The following is a 19,534-nucleotide window of genomic DNA, read 5'->3' on the forward strand; positions in this document are numbered from 1 at the left end:
CTCGTTGCTCAGTTTTGAGAGCTCAAACTCTCAAGCTTCGACGAATACTTCATTCACACATTCGTGTGGAACCGAAATATTCATCGGGTTTCGCTTCGATGAAGCGAATTGCACCTTGAAAACTGGATACCGAAACGAAATTGCGTTTTAGAATATTCCTTTAAGCTGATCTTGTGTAAACAAGTGAAATAAAGGTAGCTGCCTTGAATTTCATTCACACGTAAGTGTTGAACCGAAATTCAAAGCAAATCGTATTTACGATGTAAATACTAGGTTAAGCTACAAAGAGCACACGGAGGATGCCTAGGCGCCAGGAGCCGACGAAGGACGTGGCGAACAACGATAAAGCCTCGGGGAGCTGTAAGCAAGCTTTGATCCGGGGATGTCCGAATGGGGAAACCCGGCTGTCTTCATCGACAGTCACTTTCTGCTGAATACATAGGCAGAATAGAGGCAGACCAGGGGAACTGAAACATCTAAGTACCCTGAGGAAGAGAAAACAATAGTGATTCCGTCAGTAGCGGCGAGCGAACGCGGATTAGCCCAAACCAAGGAGCTTGCTCCTTGGGGTTGTGGGACGTCTCACATGGAGTTACAAAGGAACCGGTTAGATGAAGAGGTCTGGAAAGGCCCGCCAGAGAAGGTAAAAGCCCTGTAGTTCAAAACTTGTTCTCTCCGAGACGGATCCCGAGTAGTGCGGGGCACGTGAAACCCCGTATGAATCCGGCAGGACCATCTGCCAAGGCTAAATACTCCCTGGCGACCGATAGTGAAGCAGTACCGTGAGGGAAAGGTGAAAAGCACCCCGGAAGGGGAGTGAAATAGATCCTGAAACCGTGTGCTTACAAGAAGTCAGAGCCCGATCTATGGGTGATGGCGTGCCTTTTGTAGAATGAACCGGCGAGTTACGTTCCCGTGCAAGGTTAAGGTGAAGAGCTGAAGCCGCAGCGAAAGCGAGTCTGAATAGGGCGATCTTTAGTACGTGGACGTAGACCCGAAACCGGGTGATCTACCCCTGTCCAGGGTGAAGGTGCGGTAACACGCACTGGAGGCCCGAACCCACGCATGTTGAAAAATGCGGGGATGAGGTGGGGGTAGCGGAGAAATTCCAATCGAACCCGGAGATAGCTGGTTCTCCCCGAAATAGCTTTAGGGCTAGCCTCGGAAAGAAGAATCGTGGAGGTAGAGCACTGATTGGGTGCGGGGCCCGCAAGGGTTACCAAGCTCAGTCAAACTCCGAATGCCATAGATTTAGTTCCGGGAGTCAGACAGTGAGTGCTAAGATCCATTGTCGAAAGGGAAACAGCCCAGACCATCAGCTAAGGTCCCCAAGTGTGTGTTAAGTGGGAAAGGATGTGGAGTTGCACAGACAACCAGGATGTTGGCTTAGAAGCAGCCACCATTGAAAGAGTGCGTAATAGCTCACTGGTCGAGTGACTCTGCGCCGAAAATGTAACGGGGCTAAACACACCACCGAAGCTATGGCTTGATGCTTGCATCAGGGGTAGGGGAGCGTTGAATGCGGGTTGAAGGTGTACCGTAAGGAGCGCTGGACTGCATTCAAGTGAGAATGCCGGTATGAGTAACGAAAAGATCTGTGAGAATCAGATCCGCCGAAAGCCTAAGGGTTCCTGAGGAAGGTTCGTCCGCTCAGGGTAAGTCGGGACCTAAGGCGAGGCCGATAGGCGTAGTCGAAGGACAACAGGTCGAAATTCCTGTACCACCGTAATCCGTTATGAGCGATGGGGTGACGCAGTAGGGTAGTGACGCGGACGGATGGATGTCCGTCTAAGCAGTGAGGCTGATGTGTAGGCAAATCCGCACATCGTTAAGGCTGGGCTGTGATGGGGAGCGAAAATTATAGTAGCGAAGGTCATGATCTCAGACTGCCAAGAAAAGCCTCTAGCCAGGAGAAGGTGCCCGTACCGCAAACCGACACAGGTAGGCGAGAAGAGAATTCTAAGGCGCGCGGAAGAACTCTCGTTAAGGAACTCGGCAAAATGACCCCGTAACTTCGGGAGAAGGGGTGCCTCGGTAGGGTGAATAGCCCGAGGGGGCCGCAGTGAAAAGGCCCAAGCGACTGTTTAGCAAAAACACAGGTCTGTGCGAAGCCGCAAGGCGAAGTATACGGGCTGACGCCTGCCCGGTGCTGGAAGGTTAAGGGGAGTGGTAAGCTCGCAAGAGCGAAGCTATGAACCGAAGCCCCAGTAAACGGCGGCCGTAACTATAACGGTCCTAAGGTAGCGAAATTCCTTGTCAGGTAAATTCTGACCCGCACGAATGGCGTAACGACTTGGGCGCTGTCTCAACGAGAGATCCGGTGAAATTTTAATACCTGTGAAGATGCAGGTTACCCGCGACAAGACGGAAAGACCCCATGGAGCTTTACTGCAGCTTGATATTGAATTTGGGTACGATCTGTACAGGATAGGTGGGAGCCGTCGAACTTTGAGCGCCAGCTTGAAGGGAGGCATCCTTGGGATACCACCCTGATCGTATCTAGGTTCTAACTTGGTACCGTAATCCGGTGCGAGGACAGTGTCAGGTGGGCAGTTTGACTGGGGCGGTCGCCTCCTAAAGAGTAACGGAGGCGCCCCAAGGTTCCCTCAGAATGGTTGGAAATCATTCGAAGAGTGCAAAGGCAGAAGGGAGCTTGACTGCGAGACCTACAAGTCGAGCAGGGACGAAAGTCGGGCTTAGTGATCCGGTGGTACCGCATGGAAGGGCCATCGCTCAACGGATAAAAGCTACCCTGGGGATAACAGGCTTATCTCCCCCAAGAGTCCACATCGACGGGGAGGTTTGGCACCTCGATGTCGGCTCATCGCATCCTGGGGCTGAAGTAGGTCCCAAGGGTTGGGCTGTTCGCCCATTAAAGCGGTACGCGAGCTGGGTTCAGAACGTCGTGAGACAGTTCGGTCCCTATCTGTCGTGGGCGTAGGAAATTTGAGAGGAGCTGTCCTTAGTACGAGAGGACCGGGATGGACGTACCGCTGGTGTACCAGTTGTTCCGCCAGGAGCACCGCTGGGTAGCTATGTACGGAAGGGATAAGCGCTGAAAGCATCTAAGCGTGAAGCCCCCCTCAAGATGAGATTTCCCAGTATGTAAGACCCCTTGAAGACGACGAGGTAGATAGGTTGGGGGTGGAAGTGCAGTAATGCATGGAGCTGACCAATACTAATCGGTCGAGGGCTTATCCTAAGATAAAACGCAATGAGTTTCGGATCCAGTTTTCAGGGTGTAAGTTTTGTATTGTATAAGCACAAGTGGCTTATATGGAACAAGCGAACACACAGCATTTGGCGATGCTGATTCCTGAAAAAGAATTTGCTCAGCAGATTCATGTTTGGTGGCGATAGCGGAGGGGTTCCACACGTACCCATCCCGAACACGACCGTTAAGCCCTCCAGCGCCGATGGTACTTGGACCGCAGGGTCCTGGGAGAGTAGGACGTCGCCAAGCAACAAGTAAAGAGGACCATGATCTCATTGAGATCATGGTCCTCTTTGGTATATTAGGGTACAAACCACTTGTATAATTGCTTCTATGCTGCGCATTCAAAGAAGAGATACGCTCTTGTGAATAGCTATTACTCTTAAAAACGCTTATTTTTAAAGGTTGTCCTCCGTAGGAGTACAGTTGTTTGTACAGGGAAATACTAAAAGTTAGGGCTATTGTTGAAGGCTTGACACCCCTATACCGCTTTGCTAAGATTGCAATAATATATTTTCAGAGAGCCTTGATTTGTCCATGTCGGACAGACAACAAGACCAATACAGACTAAACAATTTGAAGGAGGATCATCTTGGTGTGGGAAGATAAATTCGGTAAGGAAGGCCTTACCTTTGACGATGTTTTACTGGTACCTCGCAAGTCGGTGGTTCTGCCCAAAGAAGTAAGCGTGGCGACTCGTTTGAGTGATAACGTAAAGCTGAATATTCCTTTGATGAGTGCTGGTATGGATACTGTTACTGAGGCAGTGTTGGCAATCGCGATGGCTCGTGAGGGCGGTATCGGTATTATTCATAAAAATATGTCGATTGAACAGCAAGCGGTAGAGGTGGATCGGGTCAAACGTTCGGAGAGCGGTGTTATCACCAATCCATTCTCATTGACTCCGGATCATTTGGTATCTGATGCTGAAGCAGTTATGGGTAAATACCGTATTTCTGGTGTACCTGTTGTAAACGAAGAAAACAAACTGGTGGGTATTATTACTAACCGTGATCTTCGCTTTATTCACGATTTTAACCTTAAAATCAGTGAAGTCATGACGAAGGAAGAACTGGTAACTGCACCTGTAGGTACGACTTTACAGGAAGCGGAAGTTATTTTGCAAAAGCATAAGATTGAAAAGCTCCCTTTGGTCGATGATGAAAATTATCTCAAAGGTCTTATCACCATTAAAGATATTGAGAAAGCTATTCAATTTCCGAACGCAGCGAAAGATGCACAAGGTCGTCTTCTGGTCGGTGCGGCTGTTGGTATTTCCAAGGATACATTTGATCGGACTGAAGCACTTGTAAAAGCGGGTGTGGATATGATTGTTGTGGACTCTGCTCACGGCCATCATATTAACATCATTGAAGCGGTCCGCAAGCTGCGTGAAGCTTATCCTGATCTGACGATTGTAGCAGGTAATGTAGCTACTGGAGACGGAACGCGCGAATTGATTGAAGCAGGAGCATCGGTCGTAAAAGTCGGTATTGGTCCAGGCTCCATCTGTACAACACGCGTAATCGCAGGGATAGGTGTTCCACAAGTAACAGCAATTTATGATTGTGCAACAGTAGCACGTGAATATAATATTCCGATTATTGCAGACGGCGGTATTAAATACTCCGGTGAAATTACAAAGGCCATTGCGGCAGGCGCTTCTGCGGTAATGCTGGGAAGTCTTTTTGCAGGTACGGAAGAAAGCCCGGGCGAATCTGAAATTTATCAAGGACGCCGCTTTAAAGTATATCGTGGTATGGGCTCTATGGCTGCGATGAAGCAAGGTAGTAAAGATCGTTATTTCCAAGATGACGACAAGAAATTGGTACCGGAAGGCATTGAAGGACGCGTTGCTTATAAAGGACCACTTTCCGACACTGTCCATCAGCTGTTGGGCGGTCTTCGTTCCGGTATGGGTTATTGCGGGACAGCTAATATTGAGGAGCTTCGTAACGATACAAGCTTTATCCGTATTACAGGTGCTGGTCTGCGTGAGAGCCATCCGCATGATGTGCAAATTACGAAAGAAGCACCAAACTACTCTCTATAAAGTTCGGCTGTAGTAGACTTGACGACAGGCAGAGCGTATTTCGCTCTGCCTGTCTTTTTTTAGAGATACCCCTGTGATAGAATAGACAAGTGTCCGCCTTTATGACGAAATTATTGACGAATTAGGGCACGTAGGTCTTTTGGACGATTCCTACCAGTAAAGAAGATTCGAGCAGAAAATGCTCATGACAGGATACAACTAAGAAAACGAAATAAAACGAAATAAAACGAAATGGAACTGGATTTTAACACTAAAACATTAATTACATTGGCCAAGTAGAGGCTGTAACCACCGTCTCGTTGTACATAACGGATCGGGTTGAGGTACGAGAGGAGTTTGTATTCATTTGAAAGCGAACAATTTAAAGCAAAATACAAAACGCAGCATGATTAAAAAGAGCGTGACTGCAGTCATGGTGCTCAATATGATGTATATGTCGGCATTGCCTGTTGTAGGCAATTTCGATCCGAGCGTGGCTACTTTTGCAGCTGGAGCGGCAACACAGGCAACCAATATTACGGGGACAGGTTCTATTAACCCCCCTAGTCTGGCACTACGTTCTGCCATTTTGATCGAGCCTTCCACGGGGCAAGTATTGCTGTCTATGAATCCAGATGAGCCACTTCCACCAGCAAGTATGACTAAAATGATGACAGAATACATCGTGGCTGAACAGGTTAAGCAAGGCAAACTCAAGTGGACGGATAAGGTTACGGTTAACGAGAATGCTTCTAAGAGCATTGGATCACGTATTTTTTTGGCTCAAGGGGATCAACATACGGTAGAAGAGCTTTATATTGCCATGGCGGTAGGTTCTGCTAATGATGCAACAGTAGCCCTTGCTGAACGCGTATCCGGAACTGAGCAGGATTTTGTAAAACTAATGAATGAAACAGCTCAGAAAATGGGCATGAAAAATACGTATTTTATCAACTCGACTGGTTTGGACCGTGGTGATATGCCGAAAGGCTTCCAGCCGGATACAGACCGGGAAACGGTGATGACAGCGAGAGATGCAGCTACTCTGGCTGGTTACATCATTAAAGATCATCCGGATTACACACGATTCACGACAATTCAATCTTACAAATTCCGTCCTACTGACAAGGCGCCGATTATTAACTATAACTGGATGCTGGAAGCAAACAAAAATATTACTAACTTTAGAAAGTTTGCTTACCCAGGTTTAGACGGGATGAAAACAGGCCATACGGCCAATGCTGGCAACTGTTTTACAGGAACCGCTGAACGCAATGGAATGCGTCTCATCAGTGTAGTTATGGGAGCTGATTCAGATGCACACCGTTTTACAGAGACAGCTAAAGTGCTGAACTATGGTTTTGATAATTTTGAAGTGAAGCAGGTTATTGCCCCAAAGACGGTGGTTAAGGGTGTTGAGAATGTGCCAGTGACCAAAGGTACGGAAACAGAAGTGCCGATCGTTACAAAAGATGCAGTAAGTTTTATCGTACCCAAGGGTGCGAGCAATCCCAAGGTAACCTTTACAACGAACATTACACCAGCAAGCTCTCTTGTAGCACCTTTGAAGCAAGGGGCCAAAGTCGGAACCATTACGTACACGTACAAGACAGACGGTGTGGATAAAGGGCAGACGAAAACCGTTGATCTGGTTACTACGACAGCAGTAGAAGAGGGCGGCTGGTTCCGAATGCTTTTCCGGGCAATCGGTGATTTCTTCGGAGATCTGTTCCAAGGAATTAAGAATCTCTTCTAAATAAGCAAAGCTAAGCGACCTACCTTGTTTTTCATTACTTATTTTGCAGCTTGAAATGATTGTGTATTTGGCATTGGTGCGGTAAAATATTTAGTTAGAATCTAAACGTAACCCTTACAGGAGGCAACGACATGGAAACGGGAACTTCGCGTGTAAAAAGAGGTATGGCAGAGATGCAAAAAGGTGGCGTAATCATGGATGTCATGAACGCTGAGCAGGCTAAAATTGCAGAGGCAGCAGGAGCTACAGCTGTAATGGCTCTTGAACGGGTACCTTCGGATATCCGTGCAGCTGGTGGGGTTGCTCGTATGGCTGACCCAACGATTGTGGAAGAAGTTATGAAGGTTGTTTCTATTCCTGTTATGGCTAAGGCTCGCATCGGTCACTTTGTAGAGGCAAAGGTACTGGAATCTCTCGGTGTTGACTATCTCGATGAGAGCGAAGTATTGACACCTGCGGATGAAGTTTTCCATATTGATAAGCGGGAGTTCACCGTTCCATTTGTTTGTGGAGCCAAGGATCTGGGAGAAGCGCTGCGTCGCATTGGTGAGGGTGCATCTATGATCCGTACGAAGGGTGAACCGGGAACTGGGAATATTGTTGAGGCCGTTCGTCATATGCGTTTTATCAATGGTCAAATTCGCAAGGTGCAAAACTTGTCGAAGGACGAGCTGTATGCAGAAGCGAAAAACCTCGGTGTTGCATATGAACTGCTGTTAGAAGTGCATGAGCTTGGCAAGCTGCCAGTGGTTAACTTTGCAGCGGGTGGTGTAGCAACACCTGCTGATGCCGCGTTAATGATGCATTTAGGCGCTGATGGCGTCTTTGTAGGTTCTGGTATTTTCAAGTCGGATAGCCCTGAGAAGTTTGCACGGGCAATCGTGGAAGCGACCACTCATTATACGGATTACAAGCTGATCGCAGAAGTCTCCAAGAATTTGGGGACTCCTATGAAAGGCATTGAAATTTCCAAACTGGCACCGCATGAGCGCATGCAGGATCGTGGTTGGTAAGAAAGAAGGGACCGGCATGAAAATAGGTGTATTGTCGCTGCAAGGCGCTGTAGCTGAACATATACGAAGCGTTGAACGTGCGGGTGCGGAAGGTATAGCGGTGAAGAAGATCGAACAGCTCGATGAGCTGTCCGGTCTTATCATTCCCGGTGGTGAAAGTACCACTATCGGTAAGCTAATGCGCAAGTATGACTTTATAGAGGCTATACGTCAGTTTTCCAATCAAGGCAAGCCTGTATTTGGCACTTGCGCAGGATTGATTGTACTGGCTAAAACGATTCAAGGACAGGAAGAAGCACATTTGGGACTCATGGATATTACAGTATCGCGTAATGCATTTGGTCGCCAAAGAGAGAGCTTTGAAACAGACTTGAACATTAAAGGGATTGAGGAACCGGTTCGTGCCGTATTTATACGCGCACCATTAATACAGTCTGTTGGAACGGGAGTAGATGTGCTGTCTGAGTATAACGGCGAGATCGTGGCAGCCCGTCAGGGTCATTTGCTGGCTTCATCCTTCCATCCGGAGTTAACAGACGATTACCGGTTACATCAATATTTTGTGGATATGGTCCGCGAATAGTGAAAGTCAGGTTTGTAGTGTAGGAGGGATTACCTGTGTTAGATATAAAGATTTTACGTAATGAGCTTGGTCGGGTTGAGAAAGCTTTGCAGAACAGGGGAAAATCTCTGGATCTGATTAATGGTTTTACAGATCTGGATGTAAGCCGTCGTGAGTTACTTCAGGAAAGTGAAGGGCTCAAAAATCGTCGGAACGTGGTATCCGGTGAAGTAGCCAAGTTGAAGAAGAATAAGGAAAATGCGGATGATCTTATTGCAGAAATGCGTCAAGTCTCCGATCGTATCAAAGAATTAGATGAGCAAGTACGCGAACTGGAAGTTCAGATCGACGAATTGGTGATGTCTATTCCCAATATTCCCAATGAAACAGTACCTGTTGGCGCATCGGAAGAGGATAATGTAGAAATCCGTCGCTGGTCGGAGCCGCGCGAGTTTTCTTTTACACCCAAAGCGCATTGGGAGTTGGCTCAGGATCTAGATATTCTTGATTTTGAAGCAGCAGCCAAGGTAACGGGTTCTCGTTTTACGTTCTACAAAGGACTGGGAGCAAGACTAGAGCGTGCGCTGATTAACTTTATGATGGATCTGCACAGCAGTGAGCATGGTTATGAAGAAATGCTTCCTCCATACATCGTAAATCGGGACAGCTTGTACGGAACGGGCCAACTTCCGAAGTTTGAAGAAGATTTGTTCAAGCTGCGTGATACGGAGTATTATCTCATTCCTACGGCTGAAGTTCCGGTAACGAACTACCACCGTGAAGAGATCATGAATGCGGAACAGCTTCCGAAATATTATGTGGCATACAGCTCTTGCTTTCGCTCGGAGGCAGGATCAGCGGGACGTGATACACGTGGCCTGATCCGTCAGCATCAGTTCAATAAGGTAGAGATGCTTAAGCTGGTTCACCCGGATACCTCTTATGAAGAATTGGAGAAAATGACGAATAACGCTGAGCGTGTTCTACAACTGCTCGGACTTCCATATCGCGTGCTGGCACTTTGCACTGGAGATATGGGCTTTACGTCTGCCAAAACGTACGATCTGGAAGTATGGTTGCCTGAGAGTGGCATGTACCGCGAAATTTCTTCTTGTTCAAATACGGAGGACTTCCAAGCGCGTCGGGCGAACATCCGGTTTCGTCCAGATTCGAAGGCAAAGCCTGAATTTGTACATACGCTGAACGGTTCAGGTTTGGCTGTAGGGCGGACGGTGGCTGCTATTTTGGAGAACTATCAGCAAGAGGACGGAAGCATCGTGATCCCAGAAGTGCTACGTTCATACATGCGAGGCATTGAGGTTATCGCTCCTAAACAGTAAGTGTTGCATTCTTAGAAGTTCTGTGGTAAAATAATTTTGTTGCGCCTGAGTATGTTTAAAGGGGAAGCAGCTTTATCCATTTACCACCTGGAGAGGTACCGAAGCGGTCATAACGGGGCGGTCTTGAAAACCGTTAGGGGGCAACTCCACATGGGTTCGAATCCCATCCTCTCCGCCATATTCTAAATAAACCAAGCCATTCGAATACGATAGCTGGTACATTGGCCTTTATACGCCAATGATCAGGAATCGTGGGGAATGGCTTTTTTGTTGTATAAAAAGCTCGTTTTTTTCACACGTTATCAGATGTGGAGGTGCTGGCATGAATCGAGAAATGACAGTAGATCAGCAAAAGCTGGTAGAGGCCTGGCAGGAACAACTGCCGATTCTTTTGAATTCAGGGGATAAATCGCAGGTACAGGCAGATGAAGCTGACAACCGGGCTATACGAATCCACATCGAGGTAGAAGGCCGACAAATGTACTCCTTTGATTTTGCATGTACTTATGTAGATTCCCGGGAAGTGCAGGTTAGCTTAGTCGATGTAGAGCGGGATGGACAGTCTGTAGATGAACGAACAGATATCATTCAACAGCTGGTGTCCGATTATACTCGGCATATTCACCAATGTGCCCAAACATTACAGTCATTGACGCATTCGTAGTATGAAGGAATGAGGAGGAAGGCTACATGACAAAAGCCAAAAACGGACTGGATAAAAACCTATCTAACATTGTTGATGATTTGGAGCAACGTCCAGTGAATAGTCATCAGGCACAGCAAGTGCAGCAGGATCGTAATGATCGCCGTCATCAGGATTCACTAAACCACGATAAAACAGAAGATCTACACCATCTATAGTCCTATTTTTAATGGTAATAAACGGATTTGTTGATGTACCACAAATATAGACTGAGAATGGAGGATGCATAAATGGGCAAGCCTAAAGCCATTCCTGTCCCTGAAGCACAGGATTCTGGTGGAAGTAACGAAAAGCGTGAGCGTAGTCATCAGCAGGAGCCGTTATCTGGTTCCAAGAAGGTGAAACAGCGGAATCACGTGGATCATCATAACAGAGAAGGTTCATAAGCAGGAAGACCTTTCTCCTAAAAATATATTGCATCGATAGTACACCCTGGTTAGGAGAACCAGGGTGTCTTTGTGCTTATTGTAAGAAAATTTTCCAATAAGTGTTTCGCTGTTTGAGAATATGAGTTAAAATAGGAGGTGTGTATTTTTTTTGTTAGCATAAAAAAAGGGGTTAATTACGAGAGGAGAGAATCTACACAATGAGTAAAAAGTTATCCGTCTTGGTACTCACTATGGTGTTGCTTTTGACGGTAGCCCTGGTAGGTTGTAGCAAGAAGTTAGAACCGAAGGAAGCAGTTACGACCGGTACTGCAAATGCAATGAAGTTGAATTCTTATGAATCCAAAAGTCAATTTACCGTTAAGGATCTGACAATTTCATCCGCTACTTTACCAAGTGAACAAAGTGCAATGATAACCAGTATGCTGAAAAATGCAGACATTACGCTGGACGGTGTATATCAAAAAGAACCTTTCCAATCTGAAATGACGCTCGGCATTCATTTGAAAGGTGATCTTTCCACCAGCTTCACGATTCCAATGGTGATGACTAAAGATAAACTGTACGTTAAAATTCCTAATATTCCATTTTACCCGCTTCCACAGGATGTTGTAGGTAAATTCCTGATCATTGATCCACAAGAACTGGCTAAACAATCGGGACAAGAATTTAACCCTGCAGCTATGGATCAAGAAAAATCGCAGAAATTTGCGAATGAAGTGATCGCTGCTATTATGAACGAGTATGATCAAGCTACGTACTTCTTTGATATTGATCCTAAAGACGCTAAGTTGCCACAAGGCGTTGAAGCTAAACAAGTAGTTCAGTTTAAAATAACGAACGACAACGTGAAGAAAGCTGTCGATACATTTGTTACTAAAGCAGTTCCTAAAGCTATTGATATTATGTCAAAAGACGAGTACATTAGCTTGTTCCAATTGAAGAAAGAAGATCTTACTGCAGCAAAACTTGCAGTAGAAACAAACACCAGCGATTTTAGGAAAAAGCTGGATGAGTTGAAAAACTACTTGACAGTGAAGCAGTTTGACATTAACACAGCTTTGAACAAGGATAACATTCCTGTGTATCAAGACCTGAATGCGAATGTAGAGATGAATGATCCGGCTACAAAAGACAATGTGAAATTGTCTGTAACAGGCTACACGCAATACAACAAAATCAATGCTAAAGCAGCATTTAAAGTAGGTATTCCAACAGCTGATCAAGTCCTGACGATGGAACAACTGCAACAAAAAATGCAAACTGTTGCTCCTTAAGTATGGGATAACATGATTGCAAGAAAACCGCTCGGCATAGGCCGGGCGGTTTTTTGTTTACTTTTAATGTTGTCCCTGTACAGTCATTTAGCTCTGCCACACGTCATCCTCGGCTAAAAGTCCAAACATCTGGTGATCCTGCCATGTGCCCTGAATCTGTACAAGCTTGCGAGCAATGCCTTCTGGTCGAAAGCCACATTTTTCTAATACACGTTGTGAGCGATCATTATGCAAAAGAGTACCCGCTTGGAGACGATGTAGAGATAAGGCACGAAAGGCATATTGTATGATCAACTTTAAGGCGGCGGTCATATGCCCTTTACCCTGTTCATGATGATCCATCATGTAGCCGATATCAGCGAATTGTCCAACTCCACGTACTAGATTGGAAATGGAGATATAACCGATGAGCCGTTCTTCCTTTAAGAGAAAGATACCGAATACGTAACCTCGATCTTCTTCAGCTTGCCGCAATTTCTGACGGATGTAGTCCTGTTGTTTCTCTAATGTGAAAAATGAATCCTCGTAAAGCGGCTCATAAGGCGCATGGGAATCCCTATTTCGGTGCCTAAGGGCGAGAAGGGCTTCGCTATCCGCCAAGCTAAATGGCCGTAAAAAGATACCTTGAGGCGTATTATACAAGCTCATAGGCATGGGGTGATCTCCTTCCATGGGGAATTAGCAATGAGATGAGGTATTTTGGACTGTGTCTCCTCAGAATGAAGACGGGGGAGGAGACAATTTGGCTGCCGCTCTTTTTTGCCGCAGATGCCGAAAGAAGCTCGTTAGCAGCGATGCACATTCCTCCTGCAGTACACCACTAGTTACTTCTGTACAATGATTGAACCGAGGCTCCTGTAATAAATTCATCAGCGTGCCTGCGCAGCCTGCCTTGGGATCTGTAGTGCCGTATATCAAATGGGGAACCCGTGATTGCACAATGGCTCCGGCGCACATTGGACACGGCTCCAGAGTGACATACAGCCTACAATCCAGCAGGCGCCAGGCACCTAAGTGCTCACTGGCCTGACGAATGGCGACCATCTCTGCATGTGCGGTTGGGTCAGCATCCGTCTCGCGCAAATTGTAGCCGCGACCGATGATTTCATTATCTTTTACGATGACAGCCCCGATAGGGACTTCACCTAATGTTTCTGCCTTATACGCTTCCTGAATGGCTTCTTTCATCCAATAGGCGTGATCCATGGTGGTCACTGGGAAAATGCTCCTTTCAAAACGCGGAATTATCCAACGAACAAATATTCCGTTGTTAACATGATGTGAATAAAATTGTGGATAACAAGGTACTTGTCCACAGGTTTATCCACAGTTTATAATAAAATCTGTGTATTTGTGGACTACCTGTGGATGATTATCTTTTATATTGTAGGCAAATCCTCGTCTATTGACAATACTGTACACAAGGTGTGTATTTATGTATATCCGGTAAATGTAAATGCTGGTATCACAGGCGCTATTACGGTATCATTGAGTTAGCAATTCCCAGTAATCGCCAGCATGCGGCAAGAGGTGAGAAATCAGTGTGTCGATAAAAATCAGAATAACGATCATTTTGTCGGGGTCCGTCCTGTTTATCCTTTTATTAAACATCGCACTTAATTATTACACGACCCACGAAAACCTAAGAAGTGACAGTGAAACTAAAATGGTTCTGACGGCTAAAATTATCGGAGGAGCTATCGAACAAACCCAACATAGCTGGGAGGCCGTTGACAAACAGCTCGGATATAATCTGTGGCTTTCTGCCACGTTGGCTGCCAATCAGCTCGATCCTGACATTCGAAATATTCAGCAGGAACAGCTTCAAAAGGTGGCCTCACTCCACAGAGATACTAATATTTCCTTGATGATTCGAGACGGGCAGGGGTATAAGGTTGTTAGATCCTCGGATCCTAAAGAAGTAACGCCATCCGATCCATTGACAGGATATTGGAAAAATGCAGTTGACCAATTATATGAGCACGGACAGGCTGCAATGGTGCAAGGTCAGAAACTGGATCATTTTTGGACGGGGTCATTTGACTACACCGGTTCAGACTCCTCAGATATTAACAAATGGGGATTTTATTATGATCAAAAACGTAACTACTTAATTCGAATTTCCTTTCAGGATACTTCAGTACAAAATTTCATAACCATCCTGAGCCCCGATGAGATCGTAAAGCAAACTCAACAAGTGGATTATCGCATCATGGAGATTACAGGAATTAACCCTGCAACCTTTGGTGGCGCTTCGATGGACAAGAACGGAAACGATTCGAAATACTATTACATGTACAACAAACCGATCCAATTCGGCACGTATCAACTAACAAGGGTGCAGGAAGATCGTTTGGCCGTGTCCAGAGCTATCCTCTCGGGGGAGAGTATTGTACAAGACTGCTATATTAAAGGTGAGCGGGTTCTCGTCAGTTACATACCTTTTTATCCGGCTAATCGTGATGCCTATGTTATCCGTATTGTTATGAATTATGATACGATCACTTCTGTTATTTCCAAGCAATTGATAAGTTTAATTGCCATTTCCATTGTCCTTTTAGAGGTGGTGATCATTGGAAGCTATGTGCTGGCAAGTCTGTTTGTCCGCCCAATTCAGTCGATTCTGGGGAAAGTGAATGAGATGGCTGACGGTCATTTTGATACACGGCTAGAAATAAAAGGTGGTCATGAGCTTGCACAGTTGGGTGAGCGCATCAATGCGATGGCCTACAACCTAGGGATGTACACGAGAAGACTCGAGCAGATGTATGAAGAGAACCGTTCTGTAAAGGAACATCTAGAATCGGTTATTAATCAGACAGCAGATGCGATTCATGTAACCGACGAGGAGGATCGCGTCGTTCGGGTCAATCATGCCTTTGAAGCTTTGTACGGCTGGACCAAGAAAGAATTGGTTGGTCGTAAGCTGGAATTTGTACCTCCACAGCAACAGGAGGAATATGAATTTCAGAAGAAGAGCCTGCTTCAGGGAGAGAGTATCGTATCAAGTGAGTCCCTTAGAATGCGGAAGGATGGAAGTACAGTAGAGATTAGTATGAGCACATCGCCTATTCTGGATGAAGAAGGCCAGATTTTGGGGTTTATCTGCGTGTCGCGTGATATCACGGGTCGCAACCGGATGGAGGAGTTGTTGCGCAGATCAGAGAAACTGACAACCGTCGGGCAACTGGCGGCAGGCGTAGCGCATGAGATTCGTAATCCGCTAACCACGCTACGTGGCTTTCTCCAACTACAGCAGCAAAATCAAGTGTTGAATATGAAACACAACGATATTATGATGTCTGAGCTGGATCGCATTAATTTGATCGTTAGCGAGTTTTTAATACTGGCGAAGCCACAGGCAGTGCATTTTCAGAAAAAAGATGTTCGTTATATTGTGAGCGACGTGATTTCTTTACTAGATAGTCAGGCGCATCTGCTGGGCATTGTATTCAACCTTCAGGTCACGGACGAGCCTGCCCTGGTATACGCTGAAGAAAATCAGTTAAAGCAAGTATTCATTAATTTACTTAAAAATAGCATGGAGGCTATGAGTAAAGGTGGCATCATCACGATTCATTTGTTCTTGGAGGGAGAAAACGTTAAAATCTTCATACGGGACCAGGGAGCGGGTATTCCCGCAGAAATGCTGTCCAAGTTGGGAGAACCTTTTTTCACAAACAAAGAAACAGGTACAGGACTAGGACTTATGGTCAGCCAGCGTATTATACAGAGTCATAAAGGCACACTGGATATTGAAAGCACAGAGGGAGAGGGAACGACAGCCCTGGTGCAGCTTCCGATTGCCAAGCCGGAGTAACGGGCTGGGGCGCAGGAGGAAGTGTGTTAGTAGAAATGGAGGGTACACAGGTTGCGCATTAACAAGTTTATCAGCGAAACCGGTTTTTGCTCGCGCCGGGAGGCAGACAAGCTGGTAGAGAGCGGTCGCGTGACGATTAACGGCGAAGTGGCTGTGCTGGGTAGTCAAGCGGAAGAAGGCGATGATGTTCGCGTGAACGGCAAGCCACTGCGCGATAAGTCTGATCACGTCTATATTGCATTGAACAAACCGGTGGGCATTACAAGTACAACGGAGAGCCACATTAGAGGCAATGTTGTTGATTTTGTGGGGCACCCGCAGCGGATATTCCCGATTGGACGCCTGGATAAGGATTCGGAAGGTCTCATTTTACTTACCAACGATGGAGACATTGTGAATAAGATTCTACGGGCAGAAGGCAAGCATGAGAAAGAATATATTGTAACAGTGGACCGCCCTGTCGTACCGTCTTTTGTGCAGGGCATGTCTAGCGGGGTGAAAATACTCGGTCAGCGGACGCTACCTTGTGAGGTGACGCGTGTATCTGAGTATGTATTCCGTATTATCCTGACTGAAGGGAAAAATCGTCAGATCCGGCGTATGTGTGCAGCCTTCGGTTATGAAGTTAAAAAACTGCAAAGGCTGCGAATCATGAATATTCGGTTGGGGTCCCTTCAGAAAGGTGCCTGGCGTGATCTGACAGAGGCTGAGAAGCTGGAGCTTGGTCAGATGCTCGATTATACGCTTAGCTAATGCCAGAGGGGCTCGTATAGCCTAGAGCGTATGATCGTCGTATCTGAAAGGGCAAAGTACAGGAAGCACTAAACAAAGAGGCACCAGCTGCATAAAAATGCGGCGGTGCCTTTGTTCATATAACATATGCATAATCAACCTTCACTCGAGCTTGAGGTAGGACTGATGACTTGTGTCCCGTTCTGATATTTGCGGAGAACAGATATTTCAACACGACGGTTTTTAGAGCGTCCTTGACCATCTTGATTGCTTGCCAATGGACGATACTGGCCATAACCGATGGATACAAACTTGGTTGGGTCGAGATCTGGATTGAGCAACAAGATACGCAAGAAATTCAGAGAGCGCTTGGCGCTCAAATCAAAATTGGACGGGAACTGGCTGTTGGAGATCGGTACATTATCCGTGTGACCCGATACGATAACATCATAGCCAGGGAACTGCTGGAGCATACTAGAAATGGACTTGGCCAGCTTTCTTGCTTCCGGCTTTACTTCGGCCTGCCCGGATGAAAACAAGGCATTATCACTAATGGTGATCATTAGTTGCGATTGGTTTAGCTTGGTATTCAGCAACGGGGTCAGGCCGTTATTTTGAATGTATTGATCCATCTGTTTTTTAAGCTTTTTTAAATCTTCTTCTTCCCGTTGGGCCAGCTGTTTTTGCAGTTCAGAGGTAGAAGTAGCTTTCGATTTTACGGGTTGTGACACTTGTTCTTTATTTTTGCCCATATCCATGGATTGTGACGACGGATTCGCGGCTGAGTGATCCAGCACGCCAGTGCCGCCATTAAAAGCTGCACTCAGGGATTGAGCCATAGTTTCAAATTTTTTGGCGTCGAGCGAGCTCATACCGAATAAGACAATGAAAAGAGCCAACAGAAGGGTCATTAAGTCGGAATATGGCAACAGCCAGCTTTCGTCAGCATGCTCTTCATGCGGTTCATGTCTCTTTTTACTCACTGGAATCGCCATCCTTCTGGGTCATCGTAGCCCGTTCGGTCGGAGTCAGGAAGATCGTCAGTTTCTGACTGATGGCGATCGTCGATATCCCCGATTGAATGGAAAGCAGACCTTCGACCATCATTAATTTAAGCTCGACTTCTTTTTTGGATAACCGTTTCAGCTTGTTGGACATCGGATGCCACAGGACATAACCTGTAAAAATACCGAGCAACGTCGCAATGAAGGCTGCTGCAATGGCATGAGAGAGCTTTTCCATGTCACTAAGGTCGGCCAGAGCGGCGATCAGACCTACAACCGCACCGAGTACCCCGAGCGTTGGAGCGTACATACCGGCTTGGGAGAAGATCAGCGCGCCAGAGCGATGTCGATCCTCGGTGGCATTGATATCCTCCATTAGAACGTCCCGTACGAATTCCTGATCATTGCCGTCAATAATCATTCGCATGCCGCCACGCATAAAGGGATCGTCGATTTCCTCTACCTTGGATTCCAAGGCGAGCAGACCTTCACGACGGGTAATGGATGCCCACTCGGTAAACGTACCGATGAGCTCTTTGCGGTCTAACAGTTTTTGTTCGGTGAAAATAACCTTGAACAGCTTCGGAATCCGTTTGATTTCTGCCATCGGGAAGGCCATAAATATACTCGCTGCCGTTCCGACGAAAATAATCATGTAAGCAGCGGGATTATTGACCAGATTGACGACCGGAGCGCCTTTTAAGATCATCCCGACGACCAGTGACAAAATCCCGAGCACAAGTCCAATAATGGTTGAAATTTGCATGATACACCTCATCCATGAGAATAGATTTTGAATCCTTTCATGCCGCCGGGGTCGTCCTTGCCCCAAGCGCGTCATTACAAGACGGATTATAGTATTTATCGACAAAACTCTCTTTTTTGTTAAGTGCGAATTTCCGGTATAATAAGGTGATTATGTATTGAATGGCGGAACCATTGGAGGAAATGGCATGGGAGTAAAGCATGGACGTGAGTATGAACAAATTTTGAACGATTTGACAGAGGCTGTGGGGCGCATCCCAGATAGCTATGAATTTTTTGAGATGGAAGCAGAAGATTGGGACAGGCTGGACCCGGCGGGACGTCAGGAAGTCAATGAAGCTTTGGCAGAAGACTTATTTTATGCACTGGGTACAGAGCCCACAATCACTGTAGGGAGTGGCGTTGTGATCTATGAGCCGGAGCAGCATCGTATCTATGTACTGATTGGGGACGAGGAGCTGACGTCAGTCCCTTTGATTTGAGGTCCGTCTTATGGATTTATCAACGGGGCCGTGGTAATATGTACACCAATATATCGTAGTTTTGGCCGTATTTAAGCGGTCGAAAGGCTTCCGTATAAACGGGGAGGAGTTCGTAACATGCCTTTTACACAAGAAGAGATTGAAGCACATCTGGAGAAACTGGAGGGCTGGGAGCTGGAGGAAGGACGTTGGATCGTTCGGAAATATAATTTTTCCAGTTTTATGAAAGGGATTGCATTCGTGGATGAAGTTGCCGCTATATCTGAAGCATTCAATCATCATCCATTTATTACGATTGATTACAAGACCGTGACTCTGCGTTTGACCTCTTGGGACGATGGCGGTATTATGGCCGTGGATATTAAGGAAGCCCAACAATATAATGAAGCTTTTGAAAAAATGCGTAGCAGTCATTGAGCTTGTAATGATCTGTCGTATGATGATAAAA

The 19,534-nt window shown here is 46.3% G+C and carries 17 protein-coding genes, 1 tRNA gene and 2 rRNA genes; 16 read left to right on the forward strand and 4 right to left on the reverse strand.

From position 1 onward, the window contains the following. Window positions 1–272: 272 nt before the first annotated feature. From MKY98_RS00435 to MKY98_RS00490, 12 genes are all read left to right on the forward strand, one after another. Window positions 273–3,202 (forward strand): 23S ribosomal RNA (locus MKY98_RS00435). 144 nt (window positions 3,203–3,346) lie between these two features. After that, window positions 3,347–3,463, forward strand: a 5S ribosomal RNA gene (rrf, locus tag MKY98_RS00440). A 346-nt stretch (window positions 3,464–3,809) separates the two neighbouring features. Then, window positions 3,810–5,267 carry an IMP dehydrogenase gene (guaB, locus tag MKY98_RS00445; protein WP_013308172.1) on the forward strand — a complete coding sequence of 486 codons (1,458 nt, stop codon included), beginning with the start codon at window positions 3,810–3,812 and terminating at the stop codon, window positions 5,265–5,267. Between the two features lie 346 nt (window positions 5,268–5,613). Further along, a complete protein-coding gene (locus tag MKY98_RS00450; RefSeq protein ID WP_029514963.1) occupies window positions 5,614–7,002 on the forward strand; it encodes a D-alanyl-D-alanine carboxypeptidase family protein in 1,389 nt (462 codons plus the stop codon). A gap of 131 nt (window positions 7,003–7,133) precedes the next feature. Continuing rightward, complete coding sequence (pdxS, locus tag MKY98_RS00455) at window positions 7,134–8,015, forward strand: pyridoxal 5'-phosphate synthase lyase subunit PdxS (protein WP_025720037.1); 882 nt, start codon at window positions 7,134–7,136, stop codon at window positions 8,013–8,015. Between the two features lie 16 nt (window positions 8,016–8,031). After that, entirely contained in the window at window positions 8,032–8,598 is a 567-nt protein-coding gene (gene pdxT, locus MKY98_RS00460) for a pyridoxal 5'-phosphate synthase glutaminase subunit PdxT (RefSeq protein WP_029514961.1), read from the forward strand. Between the two features lie 35 nt (window positions 8,599–8,633). After that, window positions 8,634–9,917, forward strand: a complete 1,284-nt coding sequence (gene serS, locus MKY98_RS00465) for a serine--tRNA ligase (protein WP_025720034.1) — start codon at window positions 8,634–8,636, stop codon at window positions 9,915–9,917. 89 nt (window positions 9,918–10,006) lie between these two features. Next, window positions 10,007–10,095, forward strand: a tRNA-Ser gene (locus MKY98_RS00470). Window positions 10,096–10,239: 144 nt separating this feature from the next. Next, window positions 10,240–10,581, forward strand: a complete 342-nt coding sequence (locus MKY98_RS00475; RefSeq protein ID WP_029514958.1) for a hypothetical protein — start codon at window positions 10,240–10,242, stop codon at window positions 10,579–10,581. A 26-nt stretch (window positions 10,582–10,607) separates the two neighbouring features. Beyond that, window positions 10,608–10,778: a hypothetical protein gene (locus tag MKY98_RS00480; RefSeq protein ID WP_007428073.1), complete on the forward strand. Its 171-nt coding sequence runs from the start codon at window positions 10,608–10,610 to the stop codon at window positions 10,776–10,778. Window positions 10,779–10,850: 72 nt separating this feature from the next. Beyond that, window positions 10,851–11,006: a small acid-soluble spore protein P gene (locus tag MKY98_RS00485; RefSeq protein ID WP_029514956.1), complete on the forward strand. Its 156-nt coding sequence runs from the start codon at window positions 10,851–10,853 to the stop codon at window positions 11,004–11,006. A gap of 200 nt (window positions 11,007–11,206) precedes the next feature. Then, window positions 11,207–12,283, forward strand: coding sequence for a hypothetical protein (locus MKY98_RS00490; protein WP_069011493.1), 1,077 nt, complete (start codon window positions 11,207–11,209; stop codon window positions 12,281–12,283). An 87-nt stretch (window positions 12,284–12,370) separates the two neighbouring features. On the opposite strand, the gene MKY98_RS00495 is transcribed toward MKY98_RS00490, so the two are convergent. Together MKY98_RS00495 and tadA are read right to left on the reverse strand one after the other, a co-directional pair. Next, entirely contained in the window at window positions 12,371–12,937 is a 567-nt protein-coding gene (locus MKY98_RS00495) for a GNAT family N-acetyltransferase (RefSeq protein WP_069011492.1), read from the reverse strand. Window positions 12,938–12,997: 60 nt separating this feature from the next. Beyond that, window positions 12,998–13,498: a tRNA adenosine(34) deaminase TadA gene (gene tadA / locus MKY98_RS00500; RefSeq protein ID WP_069011491.1), complete on the reverse strand. Its 501-nt coding sequence runs from the start codon at window positions 13,496–13,498 to the stop codon at window positions 12,998–13,000. 328 nt (window positions 13,499–13,826) lie between these two features. On the opposite strand from tadA, the gene MKY98_RS00505 reads away from it, so the two are divergent. Both MKY98_RS00505 and rluF read left to right on the forward strand, forming a co-directional pair. Continuing rightward, window positions 13,827–16,103, forward strand: a complete 2,277-nt coding sequence (locus MKY98_RS00505; RefSeq protein ID WP_029514948.1) for a PAS domain S-box protein — start codon at window positions 13,827–13,829, stop codon at window positions 16,101–16,103. 51 nt (window positions 16,104–16,154) lie between these two features. Further along, on the forward strand, window positions 16,155–16,856 hold the full coding sequence (rluF, locus tag MKY98_RS00510; protein WP_029514947.1) for a 23S rRNA pseudouridine(2604) synthase RluF: 702 nt from the start codon (window positions 16,155–16,157) through the stop codon (window positions 16,854–16,856). Between the two features lie 134 nt (window positions 16,857–16,990). On the opposite strand, the gene MKY98_RS00515 is transcribed toward rluF, so the two are convergent. After that, window positions 16,991–17,818, reverse strand: coding sequence for a flagellar motor protein MotB (locus tag MKY98_RS00515; RefSeq protein ID WP_029514945.1), 828 nt, complete (start codon window positions 17,816–17,818; stop codon window positions 16,991–16,993). Further along, the gene (motA, locus tag MKY98_RS00520; RefSeq protein WP_029514943.1) at window positions 17,811–18,605 is read right to left on the reverse strand and encodes a flagellar motor stator protein MotA; all 795 of its coding nucleotides are present in this window, start codon (window positions 18,603–18,605) and stop codon (window positions 17,811–17,813) included. Before motA ends, MKY98_RS00515 begins: the two co-directional genes overlap by 8 nt. Window positions 18,606–18,792: 187 nt before the next feature. On the opposite strand from motA, the gene MKY98_RS00525 reads away from it, so the two are divergent. Both MKY98_RS00525 and MKY98_RS00530 read left to right on the forward strand, forming a co-directional pair. Continuing rightward, on the forward strand, window positions 18,793–19,086 hold the full coding sequence (locus MKY98_RS00525; protein ID WP_013308186.1) for a hypothetical protein: 294 nt from the start codon (window positions 18,793–18,795) through the stop codon (window positions 19,084–19,086). Between the two features lie 117 nt (window positions 19,087–19,203). Next, window positions 19,204–19,503 (forward strand): 4a-hydroxytetrahydrobiopterin dehydratase, encoded by a 300-nt coding sequence (locus MKY98_RS00530; RefSeq protein ID WP_007428083.1) that lies wholly within the window; start codon window positions 19,204–19,206, stop codon window positions 19,501–19,503. The last annotated feature ends 31 nt before the right edge of the window (window positions 19,504–19,534 follow it).

Origin of the sequence: Paenibacillus sp. FSL M8-0228 (assembly GCF_038007385.1) — a bacterium.
Taxonomy (GTDB): domain Bacteria; phylum Bacillota; class Bacilli; order Paenibacillales; family Paenibacillaceae; genus Paenibacillus; species Paenibacillus polymyxa_D.